Source organism: Actinomadura rubrisoli (genome assembly GCF_004349215.1).
GTDB lineage: Bacteria > Actinomycetota > Actinomycetes > Streptosporangiales > Streptosporangiaceae > Spirillospora > Spirillospora rubrisoli.
Genome location: NZ_SMKU01000251.1, coordinates 1 through 13990, shown reverse-complemented (window position 1 = coordinate 13990; position 13990 = coordinate 1). Strand labels below are relative to the sequence as shown.

Sequence of the window (13990 nt, the reverse complement as noted above, 5' to 3'; positions counted from 1 at the left end):
GGGGGAACTGTATCTGGGGGGAGGGGGTGTGGCCGCCGGATACTTGAACAATCCGCAAGAGACCGCGAAACGGTTCGTCCGGTTGAAGATCGAAGCCGAAGAGGTCCGACTCTACCGGACGGGTGATCTGGTACGGCGGTTGCCCGGCGGACCGCTTCAGTTTTGTGGGCGTGTCGACGATCAAGTGAAAGTGCGGGGGTTCCGCGTCGAGATCCCCGAGGTGGAGCGGGCGCTCACCCGCTGTCGTGATGTCGCCGAGGCGGCCGTGGTCGCCCAACGCGATGATCTGAGCACTCGCCTCGTCGCCTTCGTCATCTACAGGGCAGGAGCCCGCACGCATGAGCAGGAGGTGCGCCGGGAACTGGCGCAGTTGCTCCCCGCGTACATGATTCCCGAGGTGATCAGGTCGCTGGAGCGTTTCCCGATCGGTTCCATCGGCAAGATCGACCGTGCGGAACTCGGTCGCCTGGCCGCGCACGGGTCCGCTCCGGCTCGCGTCACCGACCCGGAGCAGGAACGCTCGGTCCGGGAGACGGTGGCCCGGGCATGGACGACGACGCTGCGAACACCGGCCGCCAACGCCGAGGAGTTCTTCGACGCCGGAGGCACCTCGCTGCTGGCCTCCCGGATGGTCGCCGAAGTCATCGCGGAGCTGGAGCTGTCTGTCCGTTGCCATCAGCAGCTGATCAAGAAGCTGTTGGCTGACCCGACCCTTCGGGCGTTCACAACGGCCGTCGAGCACGCCGCCGACGCAGGTGGCCTCGAAGCGGTTGATGCCGGCCGAGCGGATACGAATCCATCGGAGGAGAGAGAGTCATGGCAGGCCGATGCACGTTGGCCGGAGACTGCGGTCGCACCAGCCGTCCACTACCCGCGCGGGACAGTCGAGTCGACTGCCGGTACGTCCCGGTCGAAACCGACCGGCAGGCGGATCGGCACGGTGCTTCTGACTGGGGCCACCGGCTTTCTGGGAGCGCATCTGCTGCGGGAACTGCTGGACCGCACTTCGGTGACGGTGTGCGCATTGGTCCGAGCCGATGACGACCAGGCCGCCAGGGACAGGATCGACCGAGCCCTGGCTCGCTACCATCTGGAACCAATTGATCATACCCGCGTGGTCACGGTCCTCGGCGATCTGGCTCAGCCGCGCTTGGGACTGCCAGCATCGATGTTCGCCGACCTCGGCGAACGCAGCGATCTGATCGTGCACTGCGGTGCCCGGGTGAGTCTGGCCCTGCCCTATCGACAGCTGTGCCGGATCAACGTTGGGGGAACCCGGGTTCTGGCGGAGTTGGCCGTCGCTCGCGACATTCCGATGCACCACGTTGCCACCCTGGGGGTGATCGGCGCCGCGGATACCGACGACGCGCCAATCAGCGAGGAGACCGCGCTGCCGCACGGCGGGCGCCTCCAGACTGGCTACGCCCAGAGCAAGTGGGTCGCTGAGAAGCTGTTGCACCGGGGCGTCCGCGCGGGGCTGCGGCTGACCGTCCACCGGCCTGCGGAGATCACCGCCAGTACGCACACCGGCGTTTGGAACACGCCGTCGGCTTTCTGCGCCCTGTTCACCGCGATCACCGATCTGCAACTGGCCCCTGATCTGGACGTGCAGCTAAACATGGTCCCCGTCGACTACGTCGCGCGTGCCATCGTCCATCTCAGTACCATCACCGCCGGCACCATCGGCACCGACGGCGAGGGCCGCATCGCCGCTCCCGCTGGCGGCGGGGTGTATCACCTGGCCAATCCCCGGCCCGCCCGACTGGCGACCATGGTCGACCGCCTTCGCGCTCATGGACATCGAATCCGCCAGGTTCCCGCGCATCGATGGAATCAGGCGCTGGAGCACCTGGCTCGCCACAATCCCGCCCATCCGACCGTGCCGTTCCTGCCGCTGCTGGTCCACCAGGACGACTCTCCCGGCCCCTCTCGCACCCGCATGGTGCTCGGACAGCCGCCCGGAACGCTGCCGCTCCCCACGGCCCGCATCGACCACGCCCTGCGGCGCAGCGGTCTCACCTGCCCATTCGCCGACCAGCCTCTGCTGGACGCCTACATCCGGTCCATGGAGGCCGGGCATGTCATCGCCCCCGCGCAACTCGCACTTGCGCGCCGGTCCGTCCTGTCGACCTCACGGAGTGAACGACCATGACCACCACTGATGTCCAGCCCGTCGGACAACTGATAGATCGTTGGCGTCAGGCACAGGCCGATCACCCGGTCCGCAACGCCTTCGCCGAACTGGCCGCCTCCGACGCGCTCAAGCTCGAACACGTCCGCCGCCTGGTCGCCGCCGAACTGCAGACTCATCGCGCCGAACTGGCCGCCTACGCCCTGCTGCTCAATCGATTCCCCCACCGCCCCGCCGTGACCCTGTTCACCTCCTTCATCGACCTGGTCGTCCAAGCCGGCCCGAAGCTGCACCGGTGCGCCGACAGCCTGGGCATGAGCCTTGAAGAGACGACCAGACGGTTCGGCCCCCCGGCTGAGCAGGGCTTCAACGGGTACGTGTCCTGGCTCGGCCTGCACGGGACACAGGCCGAGGTAGGCATGGCACTGCTAGCCGACATGGACTCCTACTTCGAAGGAGGCGCCGCCCTCACCGAAAGCGCCGACCGGCACGGCATCGACCTGCCGGCCGACGTCGTGGACTACTTCCGGCCCGGCGACGCCAGCGCCTTCTACACCAGCACCCGGGAAGTACTCCAGGACGCACTGAAACGCGGCGACGACCCAGACTCGGCGCTGGCCGCGGCGCGCCTGATGGAGCAGCAGCTCGGCCTGCTGTGGGAATCGATCGCCGCTCGGTGACCGGGCGCGCCCGTTGGGCCCTAGGGAGTTCATGCCATGCGCATCGCCATCATCGGCGGAGGACTGGCCGGGCTGACCGCCGCCTGGCTGTTGGAATCGACCCACGACGTCACTCTGCTGGAAGCTCGCGAACGCCTGGGCGGACATGTGGCCTCCGTCTCCGTCCGGCACCGGAGCGCCTTCCGCTCGGTCGACCTGGGCGCCCAGGACTTCTCCACCGAGATCTTCCCCCTGCACGCTCGCCTGCTGGACCTGCTGGACCTGAACGAGCGGCTGATCGACGTCGCCATGACCCAGACGATCAGCACCACCGGCACCCCGCGACCGATCCTGGTCACCCCCCATGCGGGCCGCGCCGCGATCCTGGGGGCAGCCTGGGAGGCGGTGGGCGCGCTCGTCCAACGTGCAATGGCCTGGGAGGCCGACGACGTCTCTTGGGAGACCCCCTACGCTGACCTGGTCGAGCCTCTGCCAATCGAGCCCCGACTCAAACGCACCGTCCTGTACGCCCAGCCCGCAGCCCTGTACGGCTGCAGCATGCAGCAGGTCCAAGAAGTATCCGCCAGAGCGGCCACCGCCATCTTCACCCGCAGCCCGGCTCCGCCGGCGGGGCAGGCCCCGACCTGGCAGAACCTCGACGGCGGACTCCACACACTCATCCAGTCGCTGGCCGCAGACCTGCAGCACGCCCGCCTCCGAGTCGCCGCCCGAGTCGTCACGATCGCCAAGCGGAGCGACGCTTACGCGCTGACCATTGACGGCGGCGAAACCTACCACGCCGACCACGTAGTGATGGCGGTCCCTCCGCCAGCAGGACTGCCACTGACACGCCAACTGGCCGGCACGGCGGAACTGAACCGAGCACTGGCGCACTACCGATACTTGCCGTGCACCACCGGAGTCCACCAAGACCCCTGCTACATGCCCGCCACCCGCAGCCACTGGTCCACCTCCAACCTCATCGTGAACGGCGACTTCGCCACATCCAGCGCCTGGTACCGCCCCATCAACGGTGCCGACTTGTTCAAAAGCCAACTCACTCACCGCACCTACCTGCCCGAGCGACTCCTGGCCATCGCGCACTTCACCCAGATGCTCCCCGACGCCAGCGCTGTCCGGGGCCATCGCGCCCTGGCCAAGCACCAAGGACGAGACGGCCTGTGGTTCGCTGGCCACTACGTCAGCGACCTGGACTGCCAGGAGACAGCCGTCCGCAGCGCTGCCGACATCGCCCGGGTCCTCGCCCCGAGTACCCGACGCCTGCACGCCCTCCTCACCGACACCCCGCCCGAACCCGATCGGACCGCCGTCGCTCAGACGCCCGTCACCGAAGGAAGCCCATGAACCCGATCACCTGGTCGAACGATGACCACCCGCCCGTCATCCCCTGCCTGGACATCGACCACAGCAAAGCCTCGACCGCCGCCACCTGCCCCCAGGGCAACACCAGCAACGACCCGATCCAGATCCTCGACTTGTACCGAGATGAGGGCGCCGACAAGATTTTCCTGGACATTCAGAACAGCTGGGAGGACAGCGCCACGATCTTGCCGCTTGTGCACCGGCTCAGCACGGGAGGCGGATCACTCCTGGTCTCGGTCGCCAACGGGTCCGCACGCGACGACCACGACATCGACGCCCTGCTCGAAGCCGGCGCCGCCGCCGTCTCCCTCAGCACCACCACCGTCCAGGCCCCCGAACTGGTGGCACGAGCCGTGTCCAGACACGGCGGAGAACGCATCCTCGCGGTGGCCAACACCCTCCGCAACGCCGACCGCTGGGAGGTCTACATCCGCGGCGGCAAGACCCCGACCGGCATCGACCTCCTGACCTGGACTCGCCGAGTCTGCGATCTGGGAGTCGGCGCTGTCCTGCCCAACAGCCTGGCACGCGAAGGCGACACCACCGGCGGCTACGACCTGCCCCTTACCGACGCGGTTACGCAAAGGGCCTGTGTCCCGGTCATCGCCTCCGGCGGTTGCGGCTCCCCCGAGGACATGGTCGAGGTCCTGTCCCGGACCGCAGCCAGCTACGCCCTGGCCCACACCATCTTCCACCGCGGCCATTACAGCGTCGGAGAGGCCATCACCGCCTGCGCCCGGATAGGAGAAGACGTGCGCTCCGCCTGACACCGAGCCCCAGAGTCCAGTCCACCTGGATCAAACGAACCGAACCCACTGCCTGATCAGGGAACGAAATGACCACCGAACTCGCTCTCACCGTCGATGAACTCCTGTCAACGACCCGGTCGGTTCGAAAGCGACTCGACCTCGATCGACCCGTTCCCCGTGAACTGCTAGTGGAGTGCATTCAACTCGCGATCCAGGCGCCAAACTCCTGCAACGCCCAACGCACCCGATTCCTCATCGTTCAAGAACCGCATATCCGCGCGCGACTTGCCGAACTGTACCGCCGATCTTATGCTGACTACGCAAAAGGCGACTTTCGCGCCGGCAATCTCCTCACCGGAGACACCGCCTGGGACGATGCTCAACAACGGATCGAGACCTCCACAGACCATCTGTGCGAGAACCTGCACCGTGTGCCAGTCCTGGTGATCCCCTGCCAGCAGGTCGACCCCGGCGACGAGCGATCCCGCGAAGCCCAGGCCGTACTGTGGGGATCCGCCGTCCCGGCCGCATGGAGCTTCTGCCTCGCTGCCCGATCGCGCGGCCTGGGGACCACCTGGACGACACTGCACCTGCGCCATGAGAAAGAAGCCGCCGCAATCCTCAATATTCCGTACGACACGGTTCAGCAAGTGGCCCTGATACCCGTGGCCTACACCAAAGGCACCGATTTCAAACCCGCATACCGCCTCCCGGTCGAAGAGATTATTACCTTCATCGCAGACGTCGAGGTTCCGTAGTTTTACCAGATTTCTACATGTCAGCAGTGATCAGTGTGCGCTGCAACGAAGAGCCTCGGCGTCTCTAGGATCGAAAACGCGGTGAAGGTAAATGGCGCCCTCAGGCAGTTCAGGCGCTCACCAGACTTCGCGTCAACGTCCTCTGGGTCCTAACGCGCGACCAGCGCTGTTAGTAACTCACCTCGCCAGCCCAACAAGCCGCATGATCCGTCGGCGTTGACAAACCGATTAAGAAACCGATCAGAAGCTCGCGGCCTCAGCCCACCACAGCAGCCGGTCCCAGGCTTCGCCGTACATGCGGATCTCCTCTGGCATGGTCAGACGCAGATAGCCGCTGATCAACTCGACAGTGACGACCCTATTGTCCTCCATGATGAACGCCTCGCCGAGAACGACGTCCCCGGCGTTCGAGGTCGCGCGGGAGCGATCGGCACGTCCTACCGCCGCCTCAAGGGCCACGGGCGCCTCTGAGAACGTGGCGATCAGTGAGGCGGTGGCCCGTAACGAGGTCGACCTGGGCCTGGTCAGTGTGGACTTCATGCTGTCTCGCGCGCATCACCATGCCGCCGGGATGGTGATGGTGCCCCAACGGCTGGAGGAGTTGGAGCAGGTCGCGACCGAGGAAAAGGGGCTACACCAGAGGGGCAAACCGGGCCTGTGAACCAGCAGGCCGCAACCGGCCAGAGGATCGGTCGACCGCGAGCAGGAGCGACGGCGCCGGATACGCCTTGCGTCGCAAGGTCCGGCTGAAGGCCGCTGCTCTGGGGCCGGTCGGTCGTCCCCGCACCTGGCCTGGAGCCACTGCTGGCGACAATGCCTTTTCCTCTCGCGCTAACCGCTCCTACCTGCGGCGACGTCACACCAAGGCGGTGATTCCAGAAAAGCCGACGAGGTCGCCAACCGCAAGAGGAAGGGACGTTCCGGTGGCCGTCCGGTCAGCCACGACGCCGAGCTCTACAAGCAAGGCAACACCGTCGGACGCTGCATCAACATGTTCAAGCAGTGGCGCGGCCTGGCCTACGAGGGGAAGTTCGGTGCGGTGCGGCAGTGTGGTGTGGCGGCTCAGCCAGTCTGGTGTGGGTCGGCTTGGTGGGCCAAGGCGGGTGGTCATCGGATGATCAGTGAGCTGAAGGCGGCACGCACGTCGGCGTCGGACGCGGTGACGTAGACCTTCGATGGCGGGGTTCTGTCGACGTAAGCGGTGTAATGCAGGACGCTGGGGCAGCTCGTGCCGTCGATCTGCACCTTGGTGTCGACCACGCGCTTGCCGGTCCGCAGCTCGTAGACCTTCACGGGAATCGCGATCTTGCGGAAGGTCACGGGTTTAGGAGAACGGACATACTTGTTCGTGTACAGGCAGGTCTGGACGCGGGCTCCGTACTCCCGGTCGTCCGCACAGACCACCAGCACGGCTTTGGCGGGGTCGGTGGTCCGCCACCTGGCGGGGAGCTTGTTCGTGTACTTGTCGTTGCCGTAGAAGAGAGCGCGATTGGTTCCCTTGCCGTAAGGGGCGGCACCGCTGTACTTCGCGGGGCTGGAGCAGTACTCGGGTTGCGTGCCGTCCGAGTCCTCAAGAAGGCTGCGGACGTTCGCCAGCTCGATGGCCAGCGTGGCTTCCCTGACTCCTGTGCGGGCCTTTGCCGCGAGTCCGTCGCTGGGATACTGGTCGAGTAACTGCTGATAGCGCGTCCGTGCCCCTTCCTGCTGCTCGGTGGCCATGAGCTCGTCACCGCATCCGACGAGGGCCGCGGGCGCGGTTCGCGCAGCCACGTCGGCGGATCGGTCCAGTGCGTTGTGGCTCGCCGGCCGTTGGCGAAGCCAATCCGTGACCGCGGCGGTGTGGCAAGGATTCTTGCCAGGAAGGCCGCCCAAGAACCTGTTCAAGGTCACCTCGACCATCCTCTTGTGGCCTGGTTCGGCGAGGACCGAGGCGAGAGTGTCGAAGCCCGCCTTCAGCGCAGCGGCGTCACCGGTCAGCCCGGTGGTGAGACTGCTGTCGGCCGTCCGCAGCCGCTTGCACGCCCGGACGGTCTGGTCGCCGTGGGCGGTCGGCGGGGCGGCGACCACGCGATGACCGAGCCAGACCTCGTCCTGAGCTTTCGACACCCGCGGGCAGTCACCCTTTTGGCGGGCCTCGGTGACCGACCCCTCGATCCTGGAGGCGTCGAATCGCAGGAGTCCCACGACCAGCAGCACCGGAACCGTGACGCTGAGTGCGATCAGGCGTTGCCTGCGCATCGCGGCTTGAGGAACACGCTCACCCGCCAGAAGCCACCCATGCGCGATGAGAGCCGCCCACCACAGGAGCACAACGACCTCGAACCACACCGATTGGGCGACCGAGGCGAGAAGCGTGACGAGCACGAGGGTGACCAGGCCGGTGGCGACGGCGAGCTTGCGCCGTCGCAGCATCAGGTAGCCGACACCCAGGAAGGAGGCGTTGGCGAGCGCGACGGCCAACCGGTCGTGGGGCCCGGCCGGGGACACGGGCCTCGGCGCGGCGTACGTGGGGTGATCCATCGTGGTCTCTTCCTCTTGCGGAGCGAACACGGACCATCACCCAAGTGTTCGTCGCCGATCCCGGGACGGGTCCCCGGAATCGCTAGAGGCCGCATACCGGCATTCCGGCGATGCGCGCATATCGGCCGATGGGGCCGTCCTCCCATCGAGCCCAACCCACGCCGTGCGCCGCCAAGCGCGCTGCCCGCCGTCCGACCGACCTGCAAGGCGTCACCCACTCGATCTGCAGGGCGTCGCGCACGCCACGCGGGCCCGTCCAGCACTGGGCCTGTCTCTTCAGCGCCGGGACTGTCTCTCCAGCGCCACGCATGCCTGTCCAGCGCCGGGCGCGCTGTGCTTGGCTGTTCGCGCCGCGCTTGGCTGTGATGCGCTGAGCGCTGGGTTGACGCCCCGAACGCCAGGAAGAGCCGAGACAAGCGTGGGGCAGTGCTGCACATGGCGCAGGTGGTGTTGGCGGACTTGGTGATCGGGCCTGCCCCGCTCTCACTGCGGGACGCGGTGGTGGCCGACCGGTGGGTTGAATGGGTGGAACTCTCCGACCTTCCAGCTCAGTGGCCGGCGCGAGCCGCCTCGTCCCGCAGACTAATGTCCCGTGGCGCCGTCGATGCGTTCGCGGAGGAGGTCGGCGTGGCCGTTGTGGCGCGCGTACTCCTGGAGCATCGCGGTGTAGACCCACCGGAGGCTCATCTCGACCTTGCGGTTCGGGTCCATGTACGTCGTGTCGAGCGAATGGCGGGACGTCACCTGGCGGCACAGTTCGACCTCGCGCCGGTAGACGGCGAGGTCCCTTTCCGCGTCGGCGGTCTCCAGGTCGAACTCCGCGGTGAGGTCGTCGTCGGTGCAATAAAGGTAGCCGACCTGTTCGCCGGCGAATCTCGTGCGGAACCAGTCCCTTTCGACCTCCGCCAGGTGCCGGACGAGGCCGAGCAGGGAAAGGTTCGACGGTTCTATGGGTTGGAGCGCGAGTTGTTCGGCCGTGAGCCCGCCGCACTTCCACAGCAGGATCTCCCGCTGGACGTCGAGCCACCCGTCCATGAGTGTGCGCTCGTCGCCCGTGGGCGTGGTGAGTGGCTTGAGATCACGAGTGATCTGAGGCGCGGTCCATGCCATTGCCACATCATGCCCCGTACTCGACGGAAAAGGAACGCGATATCCGCGCGGAGCCGTCCACTCGCAGATCCCAGCGGTCGACGCCTACGTGACGCCATTCGAAATGGGCGGCCGAACGCCCTAGTCCCGGAGGGTCAGGACGGGGTGTAGGGGGTTGTGCAGCGGGCGTCGTGGAGGGCGGTGGCCCACCAGTCGAGCTGGTCGAGGAGGGTCTTGGCGGCGGTGTCGGGGCCTTCGGGGTCGGTGAGGGTTCCGTCGGCGCCGAAGCGCGTCCAGTGGCCGTCGAAGCTGATCAGGTCGCGGACGGGGGCGGCGTGCAGCTCGATGAACACCTGGCGGAGGTGCTCGACGGCGCGCAGGCCGCCGCCCATGCCGCCGTAGGAGACGAAGCCGACGGGCTTGGCCTGCCATTCGGTGCAGTGCCAGTCGATCAGGTGCTTGAGCGGCGCCGGATAGCTGTGGTTGTACTCGGGGGTCACGACGACGAACGCGTCCGCGTCGCGGAGCGTGCGGGCGAGGGCGGCGAGCGCGGGCGGGCGGCGGTCGGTGGCGAGGAGGTCCTGCGGGTCTGCGGGGAGCGCGGCAGGCAGGTCGACGCCGGCGGGGTCGATGAGGTCCACGTCGAACGCGCCGTGCCGGCGGGCGTGGCCGGTGAACCAGTCCGCGATGCGCGGGCCGTAGCGGCCCTCGCGGACGCTGCCGATGATGACGACGAGGTTGAGCGCCATGGTGTTCTCCTTCGGTAGGCGTCTCCAACCTGGCAGGACGGCCGCCGGACAGGGAGGCCGCGCTTAGACGGGCCCTCGGAGGGCCACGATCCGGGCGCCGGGGGCCGGTACATTCGGGACGTGAGCGACAACGAGCTGGGGGCGTTCCTGCGCCGATGCCGCGAGACCGTCACGCCGGCGGAGGTCGGGCTGCCCGAGGGGCGGCGCCGCCGGACGCCGGGGCTGCGCCGGTCGGAGCTCGCCACGCTCGCCGGGGTCAGCGTCGAGTACCTGACGCGGCTGGAGCAGGGACGCGACCGGCGTCCGTCGCCGGCGGTGCTGGGCGCACTCGCCGACGCGCTGCGGCTGCCCGTCGAGGAGCGGCTGCACCTGCGCATCATGTCCAAGGCGGGCGACGGGACGCTGTGCGGCGCACCGCCCGCCGAGTCCGTGCGGCCGACCGTGCTGACCCTGCTGGGACGGCTGGAGCCGACGCCCGCGATCCTGGTCAACCGGCTGTTCGACGTCCTCGCCTGGACGGACGGCTACGAGCGGCTCGCCGGACCCGCCGGGCTCCTCGACGGACGTCCGCCGAACCTCGTGCGGTTCACGTTCACGGACGCGCGGGCCAAGGCCGCCTACCCGGACTGGGAGCGCGTCGCGGACGAGCGCGCGGCGGGCCTGCGGGCGGGTTCGGCCGAGGGCGACCCGCACCTGGCGCATCTCGTGGACGAGCTGGTGGTGACCGCGGGCGCCCCGTTCGCCGAGCGCGCGAAGGCGGGGGCGCGGCTGCCGAGGAGCGCGGGCGTCGAGCGGTTCGTCCACCCCGAGGTGGGGGAACTGCGGCTGGCCTTCGAGACCCTGGGGCTGCCGATCTCCGACGACCAGCGCCTGATCGCCTACCTGCCCGCCGACGACGCCGCGTCGGCGGGCCTGGACGCGCTGCGACCGGGCGGGTTGCGGTCGGGCGGGTTGCGTGTGGCGCCGGACCTCAGCGCGTCCAGCCCTCGGACGCGGTGACCGTGCGGGTGCCCGGGGCCGGCGGCTCGACGGGGCGTCCCTCGTAGGCGGTCGACAGGACGATGTGGGAGTTCATCTCGCCGTGCTCGCCGAGCCGTTCGAGCAGCCCCTCCAGGTGCGGCATCGAGACGACCCGGACCTTCAGCATCGAGCACCAGCTGCCGCTGAGCTTGTGGATCTCGGTGACCTCGGGGAGCTCCTCGGCGGCGGTGGTCTTCAGCAGGCAGCGGCCGAGGGCGCAGCGCATCTGGACGAACGCGGTCAGCGGCTGCCCGACCCGCGCCGGGTCGATCCGCGCCTGGTAGCCGGTGATCACCCCGGCCTCCTCCAGGCGCCGGACGCGCTCGGCGACGGCGGGGGAGGAGAGGTTGACGCGGGTGGCGAGACGGTTGAACGACAGGCGCCCATCGCGCTGCAACTCGGCGATGATGCGCCAATCGGTCTGGTCCAGCCCTCTGTCCATTCGCAAGGTCTCCCGTCGAAATCTCCTTGCAACCTAGAGGCGCTGCGGCGGCGACGCCAGGTATTGCCCATTCTCCCGAATCATCTGCCTTTCTAGCGTCAAGTCCTGGAACCGCAGTGGACGCGCGGGCGCCGGCGCGGACCCGTCCGATGGCGGCCCTGGACTCGGGCGACCGCCTCGATGTCCATGGCGAGCGCCGCTGCCGCACCGCACTCGCAGGCCAAGCACCCATCAACAACGCTGGAAGGGGAGGCGGCCGGCCTGCTCAGGTCCTCCCTGTAGTTTGCGCCGCATGGTGATTACGACCTTGGCGGAGCGGCCCGAGCTGGCCGGCGCGGTGTGGAGCATGCCGGACGCGTGGCCGGAGTTCGTCACGCGCGACCTTGTGGCGCAGGCGTACTTCGGGGCACTCGCCAGGACGTTCCCCGCGTTCACCCTCGTCGCCACGAACGAGGCGGACGAGGTCGTGGCGCGCGCGCACAGCGTCCCCTTCGCGCTGGACGTGCCCGGACGTGGCGCGCTGCCCGGCACCGGCTGGGACCAGGCGCTCGTCTGGGCCTTCGCAGACCACCGCGAGCACACAGCGCCGGACACGGTCAGCGCGATCGAGATCGCCGTCCGCCCCGACTGCCAGGGGCAGGGCCTATCTGGGACGATGCTCCAGGCTATGCGGGAGAACGCCGCCCGCGTCGGGGGGCTGGTCGCGCCTATCCGTCCCACACGCAAGCACCTGGAGCCGCGGACGCCGATGGACGAGTACGCCCGCCGCGTCCGAGAGGACGGTCTGCCCGCCGACCCCTGGCTGCGCGTGCACGTCCGGGCGGGCGGCACCGTCGATACGATCGCACCCGCCTCGATGACGGTGACCGGCTCCCTCGCCCAGTGGCGCGCCTGGACCGGCCTGCCCTTCGACGCCCCCGGACAGGTGGACGTCCCCGGAGCGCTCGTGCCGGTGCGGTGCGTCCCCGAGCACGACCACGCCGTCTACGTCGAGCCGAACGTGTGGGTCAGGCATTCCTGATGGGCTGGCGGGCGCCCTCGATACGGCCGCGCACAAGTCGCGGGTGGAAATAGCTGATGCCGACGCGGCCCGCCTCGGTGACACAGAAGATCTGGTAGCCGTTGCGGCCGTCCTCGTCCGGGACGGAGAAGTCCTCCGGGACGAACATGCCCTCGGCCGTCATCGTGGCGAACCAGCGGCCCAGCGCGTACTCGTCGGCGAAGACCTCCAGACCCGCGCCCCGGCGGCCCAGCGTGTAGCGGACCTCGTAGGAGCATCCCTCCGGGGGAAACCTCATATCCGTCCCGTCCCGCGGCAGACGTTGCAGCTCTCGCCGGTGGCGGTGCTGGTCCCGGTGCCGTTGCAGCCGGGACAGGCGCGCGTCGCCGGCTTGTTGTGCTTGCCCAAAGGTCCCCCACCTCCCGGCGGCTCATCCTAGGGGCCTCGCGCGGCGGCGGTTGTCGGTTCGGCGACAACTCCCGGACCGTGTTCGGCACGAGCCTTTTGGCCCGGTGACCGTCGGCGCTGGGCCAACGCGCCGACGGCGGACAGGAAGGTGAATGTGCTGGACGCGACGCGCTTCGCGCTAGTTCTGGCCGACGCGACGATGCTGGCAGACGCCCCATGGCCGCGCCGCCGCCCGAACGGCCTGCGGAGGCTGCCGCCCGTCCGCGCGTCCCACCGGCTGGACGGGCAACACGCCGCCGGTCACCGCCTCCATCGTGGTGCCCGAGCACGTCTGGCGGGCCGCCGCGTCCCACGCCCCGGAGCGCGGGACGCGGCGGCGCACCGTGCTGGCCTGGTACGTGCTGATCCTCGCGGCGCTCCTCGTCCAGCCGTGGCTGGGCGCGCTGCTCGCGCTCCTCTCCTGCGCGCTGCCGTACGCGACGTTCGCCGGTACCGCGACCTGCACCGCCTGCGGTTCGTCCAGACCCCGATCGTTGAACCGACCCCGGGTCAGTCCGCGAGCTTCAGCGCCAGGTCGGTCACCCAGTCGTTCGGGTCGGGCACCTCCAGCGGATGCGTCTTGAAGATCTCCAGGCGGCATGCCCAGCGCTGGACGTTCCCGCTCTCGGTCATGTCCCAGGTGAGGCCCTGGCCCGTCCCCCAATCGAGCAGGCCCGCGGTGACGTCGACCAGCTCGTCGGGATGACCGAGGTGGGTCAGGGTGACGTAGCGGCCCGCGGGCAGCGTCGCGGCGAAGATCTCGCCCTCCCCCTCAACGGGCTCGGCCAGGGGCACCCCGGCCTCGACCTCCAGCGTGGACGCCATGTCGATGACGTTGTACTTCAGGAACGGGGCCCCGGCCGGGGCGATGCCGCGGCCCGCGAGCCACTCCAGGATCACCGGAACGCGGTCGGCGATCCGCGCGAACGTGGTGGGCGTGATGTCCCTCTTCACCCCCACATAGGGGACGGCAGGGCGTTCCTCAATGGCCGGTGCGGCCGACGGATTCACGGTCATGACCAAGGTAGACCGCCACCCCCACC

At 68.7% G+C, this 13990-nt stretch carries 16 protein-coding genes and 1 pseudogene; 9 read left to right on the top strand and 8 right to left on the bottom strand.

The window, feature by feature from the left end; translation table 11 throughout:
- From E1298_RS33595 to E1298_RS33575, 5 genes are all read left to right on the top strand, one after another.
- On the top strand, nt 1-2152 hold a 2152-nt coding region (locus E1298_RS33595; protein ID WP_131900506.1), incomplete at its 5' end, for a thioester reductase domain-containing protein.
- A complete protein-coding gene (locus E1298_RS33590) occupies nt 2149-2811 on the top strand; it encodes a hypothetical protein (protein ID WP_131900504.1) in 663 nt (220 codons plus the stop codon). The genes E1298_RS33595 and E1298_RS33590, both read left to right, overlap by 4 nt.
- Nucleotides 2812-2847: 36 nt before the next feature.
- Nucleotides 2848-4155 carry a protoporphyrinogen/coproporphyrinogen oxidase gene (locus E1298_RS33585; RefSeq protein ID WP_131900502.1) on the top strand — a complete coding sequence of 436 codons (1308 nt, stop codon included), beginning with the start codon at nt 2848-2850 and terminating at the stop codon, nt 4153-4155.
- On the top strand, nt 4152-4940 hold the full coding sequence (locus tag E1298_RS33580; RefSeq protein ID WP_131900500.1) for a HisA/HisF-related TIM barrel protein: 789 nt from the start codon (nt 4152-4154) through the stop codon (nt 4938-4940). The genes E1298_RS33585 and E1298_RS33580 overlap by 4 nt, the downstream gene beginning before the upstream one ends.
- Before the next feature lie 68 nt (nt 4941-5008).
- Entirely contained in the window at nt 5009-5680 is a 672-nt protein-coding gene (locus E1298_RS33575; protein WP_131900498.1) for a nitroreductase family protein, read from the top strand.
- A gap of 240 nt (nt 5681-5920) precedes the next feature.
- Here the strand turns inward: E1298_RS33575 and E1298_RS33570 are convergent, their stop codons facing one another.
- The gene (locus E1298_RS33570) at nt 5921-6139 is read right to left on the bottom strand and encodes a hypothetical protein (protein WP_131900496.1); all 219 of its coding nucleotides are present in this window, start codon (nt 6137-6139) and stop codon (nt 5921-5923) included.
- Nucleotides 6140-6155: 16 nt separating this feature from the next.
- Between E1298_RS33570 and E1298_RS33565 the strand changes: the two genes are divergently transcribed.
- Both E1298_RS33565 and E1298_RS51950 read left to right on the top strand, forming a co-directional pair.
- A complete protein-coding gene (locus tag E1298_RS33565; RefSeq protein ID WP_131900494.1) occupies nt 6156-6341 on the top strand; it encodes a hypothetical protein in 186 nt (61 codons plus the stop codon).
- A 106-nt stretch (nt 6342-6447) separates the two neighbouring features.
- Nucleotides 6448-6698 (top strand): annotated as a pseudogene (locus E1298_RS51950) (IS5/IS1182 family transposase); the annotation flags it as partial.
- A gap of 89 nt (nt 6699-6787) precedes the next feature.
- On the opposite strand, the gene E1298_RS33560 reads toward E1298_RS51950, so the two are convergent.
- The 3 genes from E1298_RS33560 to E1298_RS33550 all read right to left on the bottom strand — a co-directional run bounded on the left by E1298_RS33560 (nt 6788) and on the right by E1298_RS33550 (nt 10038).
- Entirely contained in the window at nt 6788-8140 is a 1353-nt protein-coding gene (locus tag E1298_RS33560; RefSeq protein WP_207944989.1) for a tol-pal system YbgF family protein, read from the bottom strand.
- Nucleotides 8141-8782: 642 nt separating this feature from the next.
- Nucleotides 8783-9310 carry a DinB family protein gene (locus E1298_RS33555; protein WP_131900490.1) on the bottom strand — a complete coding sequence of 176 codons (528 nt, stop codon included), beginning with the start codon at nt 9308-9310 and terminating at the stop codon, nt 8783-8785.
- Nucleotides 9311-9444: 134 nt separating this feature from the next.
- Complete coding sequence (locus tag E1298_RS33550) at nt 9445-10038, bottom strand: NADPH-dependent FMN reductase (protein WP_131900488.1); 594 nt, start codon at nt 10036-10038, stop codon at nt 9445-9447.
- Between the two features lie 120 nt (nt 10039-10158).
- On the opposite strand from E1298_RS33550, the gene E1298_RS33545 reads away from it, so the two are divergent.
- Nucleotides 10159-11037 carry a helix-turn-helix domain-containing protein gene (locus tag E1298_RS33545; RefSeq protein WP_131900486.1) on the top strand — a complete coding sequence of 293 codons (879 nt, stop codon included), beginning with the start codon at nt 10159-10161 and terminating at the stop codon, nt 11035-11037.
- On the opposite strand, the gene E1298_RS33540 is transcribed toward E1298_RS33545, so the two are convergent.
- Nucleotides 11009-11500, bottom strand: a complete 492-nt coding sequence (locus E1298_RS33540) for an Lrp/AsnC family transcriptional regulator (RefSeq protein ID WP_131900484.1) — start codon at nt 11498-11500, stop codon at nt 11009-11011. The two genes, E1298_RS33545 and E1298_RS33540, sit on opposite strands and share 29 nt — an antisense overlap.
- 292 nt (nt 11501-11792) lie before the next feature.
- Here E1298_RS33540 and E1298_RS33535 point away from each other — a divergent pair, with 292 nt between their 5' ends.
- On the top strand, nt 11793-12521 hold the full coding sequence (locus tag E1298_RS33535; RefSeq protein WP_131900482.1) for an N-acetyltransferase: 729 nt from the start codon (nt 11793-11795) through the stop codon (nt 12519-12521).
- Here E1298_RS33535 and E1298_RS33530 read toward each other — a convergent pair.
- The 3 genes from E1298_RS33530 to E1298_RS33520 form a co-directional block, all read right to left on the bottom strand.
- Nucleotides 12508-12798 (bottom strand): hypothetical protein, encoded by a 291-nt coding sequence (locus tag E1298_RS33530; protein WP_131900480.1) that lies wholly within the window; start codon nt 12796-12798, stop codon nt 12508-12510. The genes E1298_RS33535 and E1298_RS33530 overlap by 14 nt on opposite strands.
- A 288-nt stretch (nt 12799-13086) precedes the next feature.
- Nucleotides 13087-13413 carry a hypothetical protein gene (locus E1298_RS33525; protein ID WP_131900478.1) on the bottom strand — a complete coding sequence of 109 codons (327 nt, stop codon included), beginning with the start codon at nt 13411-13413 and terminating at the stop codon, nt 13087-13089.
- A gap of 44 nt (nt 13414-13457) precedes the next feature.
- The gene (locus E1298_RS33520; protein ID WP_131900476.1) at nt 13458-13964 is read right to left on the bottom strand and encodes a GyrI-like domain-containing protein; all 507 of its coding nucleotides are present in this window, start codon (nt 13962-13964) and stop codon (nt 13458-13460) included.
- Nucleotides 13965-13990: the final 26 nt, after the last annotated feature.